The organism is Rhodococcus oxybenzonivorans, from assembly GCF_003130705.1.
Classification (GTDB): Bacteria; Actinomycetota; Actinomycetes; order Mycobacteriales; family Mycobacteriaceae; genus Rhodococcus_F; species Rhodococcus_F oxybenzonivorans.
In genome coordinates, this window is the sequence record NZ_CP021354.1 from 3,805,709 (window position 1) to 3,819,819 (window position 14,111).

At 67.1% G+C, this 14,111-nt stretch carries 12 protein-coding genes; 2 read left to right on the forward strand and 10 right to left on the reverse strand.

All coding sequences use genetic code 11. The features are described 5' to 3' along the window. Window positions 1-38: 38 nt before the first annotated feature. The 6 genes from CBI38_RS17905 to mqo form a co-directional block, all read right to left on the reverse strand. On the reverse strand, window positions 39-404 hold the full coding sequence (locus tag CBI38_RS17905) for a cobalamin biosynthesis protein (RefSeq protein WP_230989878.1): 366 nt from the start codon (window positions 402-404) through the stop codon (window positions 39-41). Between the two features lie 7 nt (window positions 405-411). After that, window positions 412-1,812: a cobyrinate a,c-diamide synthase gene (locus CBI38_RS17910; protein WP_109330874.1), complete on the reverse strand. Its 1,401-nt coding sequence runs from the start codon at window positions 1,810-1,812 to the stop codon at window positions 412-414. Further along, window positions 1,806-2,420: a cob(I)yrinic acid a,c-diamide adenosyltransferase gene (gene cobO / locus CBI38_RS17915; RefSeq protein WP_109330876.1), complete on the reverse strand. Its 615-nt coding sequence runs from the start codon at window positions 2,418-2,420 to the stop codon at window positions 1,806-1,808. Before cobO ends, CBI38_RS17910 begins: the two co-directional genes overlap by 7 nt. A gap of 67 nt (window positions 2,421-2,487) precedes the next feature. Next, entirely contained in the window at window positions 2,488-4,413 is a 1,926-nt protein-coding gene (locus CBI38_RS17920) for a magnesium chelatase subunit D family protein (RefSeq protein WP_418328267.1), read from the reverse strand. Window positions 4,414-4,607: 194 nt separating this feature from the next. Next, a complete protein-coding gene (locus tag CBI38_RS17925; RefSeq protein WP_109330878.1) occupies window positions 4,608-5,132 on the reverse strand; it encodes a GNAT family N-acetyltransferase in 525 nt (174 codons plus the stop codon). Between the two features lie 62 nt (window positions 5,133-5,194). Beyond that, window positions 5,195-6,742, reverse strand: a complete 1,548-nt coding sequence (mqo, locus tag CBI38_RS17930; RefSeq protein WP_109330880.1) for a malate dehydrogenase (quinone) — start codon at window positions 6,740-6,742, stop codon at window positions 5,195-5,197. A gap of 122 nt (window positions 6,743-6,864) precedes the next feature. Between mqo and CBI38_RS17935 the strand changes: the two genes are divergently transcribed. Next, window positions 6,865-7,875: an alpha/beta hydrolase gene (locus CBI38_RS17935; RefSeq protein WP_109330882.1), complete on the forward strand. Its 1,011-nt coding sequence runs from the start codon at window positions 6,865-6,867 to the stop codon at window positions 7,873-7,875. Next, window positions 7,872-9,260, forward strand: coding sequence for a mycothione reductase (gene mtr, locus CBI38_RS17940; RefSeq protein WP_109330884.1), 1,389 nt, complete (start codon window positions 7,872-7,874; stop codon window positions 9,258-9,260). Before CBI38_RS17935 ends, mtr begins: the two co-directional genes overlap by 4 nt. Before the next feature lie 15 nt (window positions 9,261-9,275). On the opposite strand, the gene CBI38_RS17945 is transcribed toward mtr, so the two are convergent. The 4 genes from CBI38_RS17945 to CBI38_RS17960 form a co-directional block, all read right to left on the reverse strand. After that, a complete protein-coding gene (locus CBI38_RS17945; protein WP_109330887.1) occupies window positions 9,276-9,842 on the reverse strand; it encodes an alpha/beta fold hydrolase in 567 nt (188 codons plus the stop codon). Window positions 9,843-9,953: 111 nt separating this feature from the next. Further along, window positions 9,954-11,477, reverse strand: coding sequence for a cobyric acid synthase (locus CBI38_RS17950; RefSeq protein ID WP_418328345.1), 1,524 nt, complete (start codon window positions 11,475-11,477; stop codon window positions 9,954-9,956). An 11-nt stretch (window positions 11,478-11,488) separates the two neighbouring features. Continuing rightward, complete coding sequence (map, locus tag CBI38_RS17955) at window positions 11,489-12,346, reverse strand: type I methionyl aminopeptidase (RefSeq protein WP_109330891.1); 858 nt, start codon at window positions 12,344-12,346, stop codon at window positions 11,489-11,491. Window positions 12,347-12,427: 81 nt separating this feature from the next. After that, complete coding sequence (locus CBI38_RS17960) at window positions 12,428-14,050, reverse strand: AMP-binding protein (protein WP_109330893.1); 1,623 nt, start codon at window positions 14,048-14,050, stop codon at window positions 12,428-12,430. Window positions 14,051-14,111: the final 61 nt, after the last annotated feature.

The following is a 14,111-nucleotide window of genomic DNA, read 5'->3' on the forward strand; positions in this document are numbered from 1 at the left end:
CCGTTTCTCCAGATTTTCCGGTAAGTCTTGTCTCGAACCTACGAAACTTTACGGGCTGCCGCGACGACGACGCCATTCGCGGACCGTTTGGGAATGATCAGTGGCCCGCAGCCGGCGCTCAGTACCGCCGCCGCCTCCGCGATACTCGGCGACCCGGTGTGTGCATGCACCACGCCGGACGGGTGTGGGACGACGACGCCAGCGAGATCTCCGGTGTCGAATCCGAGGACCGGAACCCCGAGTACCGCGGCCGCACCCACGACGGCAGGCTCGTTCGCCTTGCGGTCGAGAGTGCCCAGGCAGATCAATGTCACGGGCGCCTCGACGTTCGCGGACTCCAACGCCGCGCGCACCGCCGAGACGATGTCGGCGCTCGACGCACTCGTGCGGAACCCGATGCCCACGCAGACCTCAACCATGGTCGGCGAAGTCGCGGGCCGCGCTCACGAACCGCGCGACAGAGGTGGGGTGTCCCGCCGGATGCGTGTGAAGGTACGACGCGTGAATGCCCCCTCCGGCGAAACCTTCGCGCGCGGGTGCACCGTCCCACGGCCGCCATCCCCACGCCGGCGCATAGCCGGGCGCCTCTGCCCGGGTGAGCGACGTTCGATGGAATTCGTGCCCCACCACCCGCTCGCCCGCAGCGAAGAGCGGCGAATCGGTCAATGCCACGGCATCGCGGTAGCCCAGAGTCAGGCGCGAGCCGAACGAGGCGTCGACATCGATGACCGATGCCATCGCTGAACCGTCGAGGCTGCGCGCGAGATACAGCAGTCCGGCGCATTCGGCGTGGATCGGTGCGCCGCCGTCGGCCAGTGCGCGTATCTGTGCGAGGAGGCGCCCGTTCCCGGCAAGCGCGGCGGCATGCTCTTCCGGGAAGCCACCCGGAAGGACGACTCCGGACGTGTCCGCGGGCAGTTCGTCGTGCAGCGGGTCGAAGGTCACGACGCGCGCTCCGGCCGCCGCGAGCAGTTCTCGATGTTCGGCGTACCCGAAAGTGAAGGCTCGGCCGCCGGCGATTGCCACCGTCGGGCGAGCACCGGCGGGCACGTCACCCACCTCGACGGTGGGATCCCACGCGGGTCCGTCGATCGCAGAGCTCGCTAGCGCCCGGATCGCCGCCAGATCGAGATGCCGGGCGGCCAGCCGAGTCATTGCCTCGACGGCCTGCATGGCAGCGGCGCCGTGTTCGGCTGCGGGAATGAGGCCCAGATGCCGGCTCGGCACTTCCAGTTCCGCCATCCGGGGAACCGCGCCCAGCACAGGGAGCCCGACGCGCTCGCTCGCCTGCCGCAGCACCTCCTCGTGCCGGGCGCTTCCGACCCGGTTGAGGATCACACCGCCGATGCGCACCGACGCGTCATACGTCGAAAATCCGTGAAGCACAGCGGCCAGAGACTGGCTGTGCCCGCGGGCATCGACCACCAGCACGACGGGAGCGCCGAGCAGTGCCGCGACCTGTGCTGTCGACCCCTCGGCCGACGGCTCCGCAGACGCGGCGTCGATCTTGCCGTCGAACAATCCCATGACACCCTCGACCACGGCGATGTCACACTCGGTGCTCCCATGACGGTAGAGCGGGCCGATTCGGTTGGCTCCCACCATCACCGGGTCGAGATTGCGTCCGGGCCGACCCGCGGCCAAGGCATGGTAGCCGGGATCGATGTAGTCGGGGCCGACCTTGAACGGCGCCACCGCATTTCCCGACTGACCCAGCGCACCCATCAAGCCCGTGGCGACTGTCGTCTTTCCGCTCCCCGAGGCGGGGGCCGCAATGACTACGGCGGGAACCGCAGAGTGCGCAGTCACCACTCGATGCCTCGCTGGCCCTTGCGGCCGGCGTCCATCGGATGGGCGATCTTCGTCATTTCCGTCACGAGGTCGGCCGCGTCGATCAACGCCTGCGGGGCATCCCTGCCTGTGATGACGACGTGCTGAGCACCCGGCCGGTCACGCAGCACCGCGACAACCTCGTCGACGTCCACCCACCCCCACTTGAGGGGATAGGTGAACTCGTCGAGCACATAGAAGCGGTGTTCCTCCGCAGCGAGCCGCCGGGCGATTTCACGCCATCCCTCGGCAGCGGCCGCGGCATGGTCTTCCTCGGAGCCGTGCTTCCGCGCCCACGACCAGCCCTCACCCATCTTGTGCCATTGGACGGCGCCGCCGACCCCGGTGTCCTCGTGGAGTTGCCCCAGGGCACGGAACGCCGCCTCCTCCCCCACCTTCCACTTGGCACTCTTCACGAACTGGAACACCCCGACGTCGAAGCCCTGGTTCCACGCACGCAACGCCATCCCGAAAGCCGCGGTGGATTTTCCCTTACCCGGGCCGGTGTGGACCGCGAGTATCGGTGCGTTCCTTCGCTGCCGCGTGGTGAGGCCGTCGTTCGGGACGTTCTCGGGAACACCCTTGGGCATGTCCTACTCTCCTACCGTTCGATAACACCCGGCTTCTTGTATGCCGGTTCCGTTACGTCGAATGTCGTTATGCCGCAGCGCGAACGACACCTGCGACGTGCTGCGCGGAGAGTTCACCGAGTCGGACGTACCCACCACGCAGGTGCCGAGCCAGTTCTGCCGCCAGACCGAGCCGGACCATTCCGGTCTCGCAATCCACCACCACCGAGGCGACTGCACTGTCGGCGAGCAACCCTGCCGCCACTCTGGCGCGGTGCAGAGCGTCCTTGCCGCCCGTGGCCCGTCCGTCAGTGAGTGTGACCACGAGCGCCCGGCGTTGCGGGTCACGGAGCCGCTCACGCAATACCACCTGCCGAGCCCGCAGAAAGCCTTCCGCCAGAGGCGATTTACCGCCGGTGCGCATCCCGCGCAGCCGACGGACCGCGATGTCCACCGACGATGTCGGTGGCAGAACCAGTTCGGCGTCTCGTCCACGCACGGTGATGACGGCCACCTTGTCCCGGCGCTGATAGGCATCGCGCAGGAGTGAGACGACGGCCCCGGTGACCGCGGACAGTCGATCCCGTGCCGCCATCGAGCCGGACGCGTCCACGACGAACACCACGAGGTTTCCCTCGCGGCCTTCTCGGACAGCGCCTCGCAGGTCGGCGGAGTCCAGAATCATCCGGCCGGCCGTGCGTCCGCGAGCGGCCTGCCGTTCCGCTGCCGCGAACAGCGTGCCCACGAGGTGCAGGCCGTGCCCTTGCTCGTTCGCTGCCCGTACCGCTCGACCGCGCGACGAGCGGGAACGCGAGCGCCGGCCGGGAGCGCCTTCGCCGACACCGGGAATCTCGAGCAGCTTGGTGGTGAACTGCGAGCCCGCAGGCCCGGCAGGCCGCTCCGGCGGCGGCGCTCCGCCCCCGGGTCCGCGCGGGTCGTCGGGTCCGTCGGGATCCTCCGCGGCCTCGCCCGCGGTCGGCTCGGACGAATCCTCGCTCGACGGTGCTTCGGCGGGCGGTTCTTCGGCCGCCCTGGTGTCCTCGTCGGCCTGACGCAACGCATCGTCGAGTTGATCCTGGTCGAGGCCCGGCTCGTCGAACGGGTCCCGCCTGCGCCGGTGCGGCAACGTCAACTCCGCAGCAACCCGCACGTCCTCTGCCGTCACGGCGTCCGCACCGCGCCAGGCGGCGTGCGCGGTGGCCGTGCGAGCGAGGACGAGATCGGCGCGCATACCGTCGACGTCGAACGAGGCGCACAGGAACGCGATCCGGCGCAGCTCGGTGTCGTCGAGCTCCACCGAATCGAGTCGATTCCGGGCTTCCAGGATGGCGGCGGCCAGAGCGTGATCCTGCTCGGCATAGCGAGCGGCGAACGTCTGCGGGTCGCGTTCGAAGTCGAGGCGCCGCCGCACCACCTCCATCCGCACATCGACGTCACGCGACGCAGCGACATCGACAGCGAGGCCGAAACGGTCCAGAAGCTGCGGCCGCAGTTCACCTTCTTCCGGATTCATGGTGCCCACCAGAACGAACCGCGCCGGATGCGAGTGGGAGATGCCGTCCCGCTCGATATGCACCCGGCCCATCGCTGCGGCGTCGAGAAGAACGTCGACCAGATGATCGTGCAGCAGATTCACTTCATCGACATAGAGAACGCCCTGATGGGCGGCGGACAGCAGGCCCGGACGAAAGGCGCGTTCACCGTCGCGCAAGACTTTCTCGAGGTCGAGTGAACCGACCACACGGTCTTCGGTGGCTCCCACCGGCAACTCGACCAGCCGCGCGGGCCGCGGGCCGTTCTCGTCACGGACCGCCGGCAACAACGTGGTGAGCGCCCGGACGACCGTCGACTTGGCCGTGCCCTTCTCGCCCCGCACCAGGACGCCGCCGATGCCCGGGTGGACGGCGCACAGGACGAGCGCCAGACGCAGCTGGTCCTGACCGACCACCGCACTGAACGGGAAACCCGTCGAGGAGTCCCGTGGAGACTGGTCCACGTCACGGTTCGTGCGCACGATGCATCCCTTCACGCCCCGGTTTCCTCGCCGAGAGCTGTTGGCTGGTACGAATGCCGCGGCGATCTGGCTGGGACTTCCGATTCGCCGCGCCCGTGGCAGCAGCGAATCAGAGATCCGTCACAGTGGCGGGACCGCGCCTGATTGGAACAGGACTTCCCCGCGGACATTCCTTCGCCGACCCTAGTCGGCGCTCACCGGCCCGCCGTCGACGGGGCACCCTGCGCATCCGATACCGACGCCGTATCCCCCGCACCGCGGGGCGCCCCGCCACCACGCTTCATGGGCACGTGCGGGATACCGTCCTCGACGAACTCCTCGCCATCCGGCGTGAATCCGTGCTTCGCATACATATCCACCAGGTAGGTCTGGGCGTTGATCCGGCAGGGTGCGGACCCCACCTCTGCGAGCGCCGCCCGCAGGAGACGAGTGGTATGGCCCTGCCCACGCGCGGGCCGCGACGTGCACAGTCGCCCGATCCGGAACGAGGTGGTGCCGTCGCCGTGCTCCTCGAGCAGCCGGAGCGTGCAGACCACCTGACCGTCCTGCTCCAACCAGAAATGGCGCGTCTCCGCCAGCAGATCCTGCCCGTCCAGCTCCGGGTACGGGCAGGCCTGCTCCACGACGAACACCTCGACTCGAAGCTTCAGCAACTCATAGAGCGTCTTGTTGTCGAGATCGAGTGCCCACGCACGCTTCAGTGCTGCAGTTGCCGTCATGACAAGCAACTATGGCACAGGCCCGCTCGGCGCGCGCCCGCAGCCGAGCCCGCCCGTCGTCGTCAGACCGCGGCGACCGAGGCCTCTTCCACCGCGATGGTATCGAGCTGAAGAACCTTGGACGTGTGCTCCCAGACCTGCGCGAACAGCCCCGGTTCGTCAGTGAGCTTCACCCCGAGCGACGGCACCATTTCCTGCAGCTTCGGTTTCCAGGACTCGTACCGGTCCGGGAAGCAGCGCTCGAGCACGTCGAGCATGGCCGGCACAGCCGTGGACGCGCCGGGAGACGCACCGAGCAGACCGGCGATGCTGCCGTCCGCGGCATTGACCACGGCGGTGCCGAACTCGAGGACACCGCCCTTGCCCTTGGCCCGCCGGATCACCTGGACACGCTGGCCGGCCGTGATCAGTTCCCAATCCTTGCCCACGGCCTTGGGTACGAACTCGCGCAGCGTGTCGATGCGTCCGGCCTCCGACTTCGTGAGCTCGCTGATCAGGTATTTGACCAGGCCGAGTTCACTGACACCGACGCCGAGCATCGACAGAAGGTTGTCGGGCTTGACCGAACCGGGGAGGTCGGTAATGCGACCTTCCTTGAGGAATTTGGGTGACCAGCCGGCGTAAGGGCCGAACAGCAGTCCGGGCTTGCTACCGATCACCCGGGTATCGAGGTGCGGCACCGACATGGGCGGAGCGCCCACGGCTGCCTTGCCGTATACCTTGGCGCGGTGCTGGTCGATGAGTTCCGGATTGGTGCAGCGCAGGAAGGCTCCGCTGACCGGAAATCCGCCGAAGCCCTTGGCCTCGGAGATACCCGACTTCTGCAGGAGATGCAGGGCACCGCCGCCGGCGCCGACGAAGACGAACTTGCTGCGCACCACCTTTTTGGCACCGTTGCGGCGGTTGGTGACCTTGACGACCCAGCTGCCGTCGGACTGCTTGGTGAGATCGGTGACCTCGTGACCGAAATGCACGATGCCGCCGGATGCACCGACGTAGCCGAGAAGCTGCTTGGTGAGGGCACCGAAGTCGACGTCGGTGCCGTTCTCGGTCCAGTTCAGCGCGATCGGATCGCTGTAGTCGCGGCCCTTCGCCATCAACGGCAGGCGGCGGGCGAACTCGACCGGATCCTCCACGTATTCCATGCCCGCGAAGAGAGGGTGTCCGGCGAGCGCGTCGTAACGGGCGCGCAGATACTTCACGTTGGCCTCGCCGTGCACGAAGCTGACGTGGGGAATCGGGTTGATGAATTCCTTCGGCTTGGTCAGGACGCCGTTCTCCACGGCGTGCGCCCAGAACTGGCGCGACACCTGGAACTGCTCGTTGACGTTGACGGCCTTCGCGATCTCGACGGTGCCGTCGGGGTTCTCGGGTGTGTAGTTGAGTTCACACAACGCGGAGTGACCGGTGCCGGCGTTGTTCCACGGGTCGCTGCTCTCGGCCGCGACGGCGTCGAGCCGTTCGAAGGTGGTGATCGACCAGTCGGGCTGCACCTGCCGCAGGATCGCCCCCAACGTCGCGCTCATGATGCCCGCGCCCACCAGCACTACATCCGTCTTCGTCTCTACCGCGTTCTGATCTGACACTGGAGAATCGACTTCCTTGTCCATTAGCCGTGCGCGCATCCGCCTGCCGTGTTCGCCGCATAGGTTACCCGCGCGTATGAGCAGAAGTTACCTGCCCCAATTGTGCCCCTCCCCGCGGCCCGGGATCGCCCATTAGATTGTGATCTGTGACTACATGGGCTCCCGACGTCCTCGGCGACGGATATCAGCAGTTGACCATCCCCCTCGGTACCGATCCCGACGGCGAAGGTGAGGTCGAGGCAACGTTGATCCGCTACCAGCCCGCACAGGAGACGAAACGGACCGGCCGGGCCGTGCTCTACGTGCACGGGTTCACCGACTACTTTTTCCAGAAACACCTGGCCGAGCACTTCGCCGACCAGGGATACGCCTTCTTCGCCCTGGATTTGCGCAAGTGTGGTCGTTCCCTCAAACCCGGTCAGACGGCGCACTTCGTGTCGGACCTCACGCTGTACGACGCCGAACTCGACGAAGCGCTCCGCGTCGTGCGCGAGCAGACCGGCGAGGGCCAGGTCCTGCTGGTCGCACACTCCACCGGAGGACTCGTACTCCCGCTGTGGCTTCACCGACGGCAGAAGAAGGCCGGCGGCACCGCGGCCCTCGGCGTCAGCGGCGTCATCCTGAACAGCCCGTGGTTCGACCTGCAGGGGCCGTCGTACCTGCGGAATGTGGGAACGGTGGCCGTCGACGCACTGGGCCGTGTCAAGCGGAAGTCGATCGTTCCGAAGACCACCCTCGACACCTACGGGGTGAGTCTCCACGTCGACGGCAACGGAATTTGGAACTACAACCTGGACTGGAAACCGCTGGGCGGCTTTCCCGTCACCTTCGGCTGGCTCCGGGCGGTGCGCCGCGGGCATGCGCAACTGCACCGGGGTCTCGATATCGGTGTTCCTGCGCTGATTCTGCGTTCCAAGGCGTCGTACTTCGCTCCGAGATACGACCCTCAGGTCGACACAGCCGATGCAGTCCTCGATGTCCGGCAGATCGCCCGGTGGGCCGGGTGTCTCGGCGACCGCACGACGATAGTGCCCATTCCGGGCGCCCGGCACGACGTCTTCCTGTCTTCGGACGAACCTCGCGCCCAGGCGTTCGCCGAGGTGGACCTCTGGCTCGACTGGCTGCACGGCCACAATTCCGCGGAGACGCCGCGATGACCCACTTCGATCTCGCCATCATCGGCTCCGGGTCGGGCAATTCCCTTCCCGACGAACGCTTTTCGGACAAGAAGATCGCACTCCTCGAGAAGGGCACGTTCGGCGGGACGTGCCTGAACGTCGGGTGCATTCCGACCAAAATGTTCGTCTACGCCGCCGAAGTGGCCCGCACGGTCACCGATACCGCGAAATTCGGCGTCGACGCCCAGCTCGAGGGTGTGCGCTGGCCCGACATCGTCAAAAGAGTCTTCGGCCGGATCGATCCCATCTCCGCGGGCGGTGAGCGCTACCGCGCTGAAGACACCCCGAATACGACGCTCTTCCGCGGGCACGCGTCCTTCGTCGGGCCGCGGACGATCGACACCGGAGCAGGTGAGGTCATCACCGCGGATCAGGTGGTGGTCGCTGCGGGATCGCGGCCGATCATCCCGGACGTCGTGCGCAGTTCGGGGGTGCCGTATTACACCAACGACGACATCATGCGGCTAACCGAACTCCCCGAGCGCCTGGTGATCATCGGAGCCGGGTTCATTGCCGCGGAGTTCGCGCACGTGTTCTCGGCACTGGGCACGCGGGTGTCGCTGATCTCGCGGGGCGAGCACCTTTTGCGCCATCTGGACGACGACGTGGCCCGTCAGTTCACGGATCTGGCGGTCTCGAAGTGGGATGTGCACCGTGGCCGGACGGTGGCGTCGGTGCGCCCGGACGGTGCCGGGGTCGCGGTGGAACTCGACAACGGACGGGTCGTGTCGGGCGACGCCCTCCTCGTGGCCACCGGCCGTCGATCCAACGGGGACGTGATCGATGCGGCCGCCGGCGGCATCGACCTCGACCAGGGGCGCGTCGTCGTCGACGAGTTCCAGCGCACCAGCGCCGAGGGGGTGTTCGCGCTCGGCGACGTCTCTTCGCCCTATCAGCTCAAGCACGTCGCCAACCATGAAGCGCGCGTCGTCCAGCACAACCTGCTGCGGGACGCGTGGCAGGACACGTCGGGCCTGCGCCGTACCGACCATCGTGTCGTGCCCGCGGCTGTGTTCACCGACCCGCAGATCGCCCACGTCGGGCTCACCGAGCGCGAGGCTCGGGACGCGGGCTGGGACGTCACCGTGAAGATTCAGGCCTACGGGGACGTCGCCTACGGGTGGGCCATGGAAGACGACGAGGGTTTCTGCAAGATCATCGCCGAGCGTGGCACCGGGCGACTGCTGGGCGCGCATGTGATCGGCGCACAGGCCTCCACGGTGATCCAGCCCTTGATCCAGGCCATGAGTTTCGATGTGACGGCACACCGGTTGGCTCGGGGCCAGTACTGGATACACCCGGCTCTCCCCGAGGTCGTCGAGAACGCCCTGCTCGGGCTCGACGTCGACGACAGCGGCCTGTAATCGACCCGGCGCTCGCTACCAGGGGCTGGTGCGGAGAACGATCTCGGTGGCGAGCGCGGCGGCAGCCGAGGCCGGGACATTGGTGACACCGTCGAGTTCCACGACGCGGAAATCCGAGTAGACGAAGCGACCACTCGCATCGGCCTCGGCTCGCCGCGTGGAGCTTCCGACCATCACGGTGGTCGGGAGCTCCACCGGTGGGCATCCCGCTTCGCGGACCACACCTTTGTCGTCGGGCGCCGCCGGGTGACCCCGATCGGCAACGACGAGACTGGCGAAGCGCCCGAACTGGCGAGCGGCGAGCGTCCAGGCGAGCTCGGCGCCCTCGCGGCTTCCCACGAGGTTGACCCATCCCACCTTCAGCTCGTCGAGCAGCCCCATCACAGCGGAGTCGTCGAGACCTTCGATGGACTCGGGCACGATGGTGCGCAGATCCGAATTGTGCAGGCGGGCGCACACATCGTCGTAGACGTCCGGGGCGTCCCCCGCACCGGGCAGCAGCAGGACAGCGTGCCTGGTCGACGGCCCGTCGAGCCGAACAGTACAGTCTCCGTCTCCCACAGCCACGTGTGTCAGTTCCATGGCAGAAAACCTACGCGATCCGCGCCGCCTTGCGCTCGCGCCCTTATCCGGTCCGGTTCACAAGCTAGTCCGGCAGATCGGAGCATGGCCGATCGTGCGGCGGGCGACTGCCTAGAAAGAGAGGCGGGAGCCGATGGTGGCCAGCCCCTCCGGGGCACCTTCACCGAGCAAGGTGTCCAGGGCGTCCACATCCACGTGCTTCTCGACGAGATCAGCCAACAGGTCGAGCTGCGCGACCCGCACGGCGGCCACGTCGGTGTCGGGGGCGGGGACGAAGCCGGTTCGACCCGAATGCTCCGCGACATCGTCGAGGAGTAGACGGCGGAATCGATCGTTCTCGAGCAGACCGTGCCAGTGCGTTCCGTAGACAGCTCCGCGGATACTCCCCTCCGCCGCCCCGGTGCTCGCGTAGAGCAGCGGCTGATCACCGTTACGCCGGACCCGACCGTGGTGTATCTCGTAACCGTCGACCGGGACCCCGTACGCGTCACCGGTGACCCGGCCCAGCACTTTGTCTGCCGCGAACTCCACCTCGAGGTCGAGCAGTCCCAGACCCGGGGTCTGGCCGCGACCGGATTCGACGTCGTCGACGATCACGGAGCCGAGCATCTGGTAGCCGCCGCAGACGCCGAGTACCGGGCGGCCGAGCTTCGCCTGCGCCGCCACGGCATCGGCAATTCCGTTGCGCCGCATCCACTCGAGGTCCGACACCGTCGACTTGCTGCCGGGCAGGACGATCAGGTCGGCATCCTGCAGGCGGGAAGGATCGTTGACCCAGCGAACCGAAACCCCGGGTTCGCACGCCAGCGCTTCCACATCCGTCGAGTTGGAAATTCGTGGCAGGCGGATCGCCGCGACCCGCAGCCATTCGCTTCCCACCGGCGGTCCGGGACGCCCGACGGGGGCGTCGCCCACGACGCCGAGCGAATCTTCCGCGTCCAGCCACAGGTCGTGCGCGAACGGAATGACACCGAGAGTCGGCCGGCCGGTCAGGGCAGTCAACTGCTCGAGGCCGGGGGTCAGCAACGACACGTCGCCGCGGAACTTGTTGACGATGAAGCCGGCGATCAACGCCTGATCTTCGGGCGAGAGCACAGCCACCGTGCCGAAGAGGTGGGCAAGCACTCCGCCGCGGTCGATGTCGCCGACAACGAGCACCGGAATCCGGGCGGCGCGGGCAAGGCCCATGTTAGCCAGATCCGTTGCGCGCAAATTGATCTCGGCGGGTGAGCCCGCGCCCTCACAAATCACCACGTCGAACTCGTTCCGCAGGGACGCCAGTTCCTCGGCCACCACCACCCGGAGATGGTCGCGGTGCTCGATGTAATCGCGGGCACCGACCGAAGTGACGGCGCGGCCACGCACCACCAGCTGGGACGTCCGATCACTCCCCGGTTTGAGTAGCACCGGGTTGAAACGCACGCTCGGTTCCAGTCCACACGCGGCGGCCTGCAGCGCCTGCGCACGTCCGATTTCGCCGCCGTCGAGAGTGACGACGGAATTGTTGGACATGTTCTGCGCTTTGAACGGCGCCACCCGGACACCGCGACGCGCCAGCATCCGGCACAAGCCGGCGACGAGCACGCTCTTCCCCGCGTCCGACGTAGTTCCGGCGACGAGCAGTGCGCCCTTCAGTTGGCCCGGGCTCAAGGCAGGGTGAGTATTTCGGCGCCGGTCTCGGTGACCACGATCGTGTGCTCGAACTGGGCAGTCCACGAGCGATCCTTGGTGACCACGGTCCAGTCGTCTTCCCAGACCTCCCAGGCGATGTCACCGAGATTGATCATCGGCTCGATCGTGAACACCATTCCCGGTTCGATCACCGTGTCGACCGACGGCTCGTCGTAGTGCAGGATGACGAGGCCGTTGTGGAACGTGGTGCCGATGCCGTGGCCGGTGAAGTCCCGGACCACGCCGTAGCCGAAGCGGTGGGCATACGATTCGATGACCCTGCCGATCACGTTGAGCGCGCGTCCAGGCTTGACCGCTTTGATGGCCCGCATCGTGGCCTCGTGCGTCCTCTCCACCAGCAAGCGGTTCTCCTCGGCGACGTCGCCTGCGAGGAAGGTCGCGTTGGTGTCTCCGTGCACCCCGCCGATGTAGGCCGTGACGTCGATGTTGACGATGTCACCGTCCTGGATGACGGTCGAATCCGGGATCCCGTGGCAGATCACCTCGTTGAGCGAGGTGCAGCAGGATTTCGGAAAACCCTTGTAACCCAGCGTCGACGGATAGGCGCCGTGGTCGATCATGTATTCATGGGCGATGCGATCGAGTTCGTCGGTGGTGACGCCGGGCGCCACCGCCTTTCCCGCCTCTTGAAGAGCGCGGGCGGCGATCTGGCTCGCCAGGCGCATGGCCTCGATCGTCTCGGGTGTCTGCACCCACGGCTCGTGACCCTCATTGGCCGTCGGCTTCCACGCGTACTCGGGCCGCTCGATACTCGAAGGCACGGCGAGGACGGGTGACACGGTTCCGGGGCTCAATGCTGTGCGGACAGACATGGGTATCAGGGTAGACCTGCCCTTCTCCGTGCGCCTTTCTGGTAGCGGGAACTACCGGAAAGGCGCACGAACGCGAAGCGCCTACCGCTGGCGCAGGAGGTAGCGCTGCACCTTGCCGCTGGGAGTCTTGGGAAGGTGCGGAACGAAGTGCACGGTGCGCGGATAGGCGTGTGCAGCGAACTTCTTCTTCACCAAGGTCTGCAGCTCGGCTTCGAGTGCGTCGGTGCCCTCGACTCCGTCGCGGAGGACGACGAAGGCTTCGAGTACCTCACCGCGCAGGTCGTCGGGCATTCCGACGACCGCGGCCTCGACAACGGAGTCGTGCATGACGAGCACGCTCTCCACGTCGAAGGGCCCGATCCGGTATCCGGCCATGATGATGACGTCGTCGTCGCGGGCCGAGAAGAAGTAGAAGCCGTCCTCGTCGGTCTGGCCCGCGTCACCGGTGAGGTACCAGCGGCCGTCGCCGGTGAAGCGCTGCGCGGTCTTCTCGGGTGCGTCGATATACCCGGTAAACCACAACAGCGGGCTGTTCCGGGTGTCGATGGCGACCCGGCCCGGAGTCCGGGGCGGGGCGATCGCGTCGGAGTCGTCGGCGAGTACCGCGCAGGACCAGCCTGGGAGCGGCTTGCCCATCGAGCCGTCGCGGACCTCGTCCTGCAGACCCTCCGCCCACGCATTGGCGATGAACATTCCGTGCTCGGTCTGCCCGTAGTGATCGCGCACCAGCACCCCGAGGTTGGCCTTCGACCACGAGATCACGTCCGGGGTGAGCGGTTCACCGGCAGACGACGCACGCCGCAACCGCACCGTCTCGGGGATCGGCGTCGGATCCGCCCGCAGACTCCGGTAAACGGTCGGGGCGGCCGCAAAGTTGGTGACCCCGAAGCGTTCCATGACCTTCCAGGTGAGCGGCGCCGAGAATCCCGCGTGCAGCAGGATGCTGCGCGTCCCCGCGGCGAGCGGCCCGAGCAGTGCGTAGTAGAGGCCGTACGCCCATCCTGGGTCCGCGGCGTTCCAGAAGACGTCGTCCTTGCGAACATCGAGCCCGAACTCCTGGTAGGCGTGGAACGACGCCAGCGCCCGAACCGGGACCGGCACGCCCTTGGGGGTTCCGGTAGTCCCACTGGTGAACAACTGGACGAGGGGTCCGTCACCGCCGACGGCAACGGCCGCACCCCGGGCATCGCTGGGATCGTGCGACGCTACCAGCGTCTCGAAGTCGAGAGTGCCGGACTTCTCGCCGCCGACGACCACCACCTGCCAGGGCGCGTCTGCCGGAATGTCCTCACCGGGCTTCAGCTTGTGCAGCTGGTTCGCATCGGCGATCACAACCTTCGCTTTGCTCGCCTCGAGTCGGAACGCAATGGCCGGGGAGGCGAACGCCGTGAACAACGGAACGTGGACCGCCCCGCGACGCCAGATCCCGAGCAGGGCTACAACCAGTTCCGCCGACTTGCCCATCAGCGTCGCCACGTGCTCACCCGGTTCGACGCCGAGGTCCGCCAAGGCTGCCGCACACCGTGACGACTGTTCACGAAGGAATCCGTAGGTGAGGTCCGTCGAGGTCAGATCCGCTTCCACAACGGTGAATGCCACGTCGTCGGCAGGGTGTCGATCACACAGCAGCTCCGCCGCGGCGGCGGTCGGCGTGTCGTACTGATCGAGCAATTCACGCACGCGTGCGGTGGGATCGGTGGTCATGCGGTACTCCTCGTATTCTGCGGGCTGGTATATCGGGGTCCGAACGTTCGCGGGGCCGGGT

Bases quoted from the DNA above. Each gene is read 5' to 3' on its own strand.
- CBI38_RS17960 (WP_109330893.1), bottom strand. From the start codon at position 14,050: ATGACCACCGATCCCACCGCACGCGTGCGTGAATTGCTCGATCAGTAC.
- cobO (WP_109330876.1), bottom strand. From the start codon at position 2,420: ATGCCCAAGGGTGTTCCCGAGAACGTCCCGAACGACGGCCTCACCACG.
- CBI38_RS17945 (WP_109330887.1), bottom strand. From the start codon at position 9,842: ATGGAACTGACACACGTGGCTGTGGGAGACGGAGACTGTACTGTTCGG.
- mtr (WP_109330884.1), top strand. From the start codon at position 7,872: ATGACCCACTTCGATCTCGCCATCATCGGCTCCGGGTCGGGCAATTCC.
- CBI38_RS17925 (WP_109330878.1), bottom strand. From the start codon at position 5,132: ATGACGGCAACTGCAGCACTGAAGCGTGCGTGGGCACTCGATCTCGAC.
- map (WP_109330891.1), bottom strand. From the start codon at position 12,346: ATGTCTGTCCGCACAGCATTGAGCCCCGGAACCGTGTCACCCGTCCTC.
- mqo (WP_109330880.1), bottom strand. From the start codon at position 6,742: ATGGACAAGGAAGTCGATTCTCCAGTGTCAGATCAGAACGCGGTAGAG.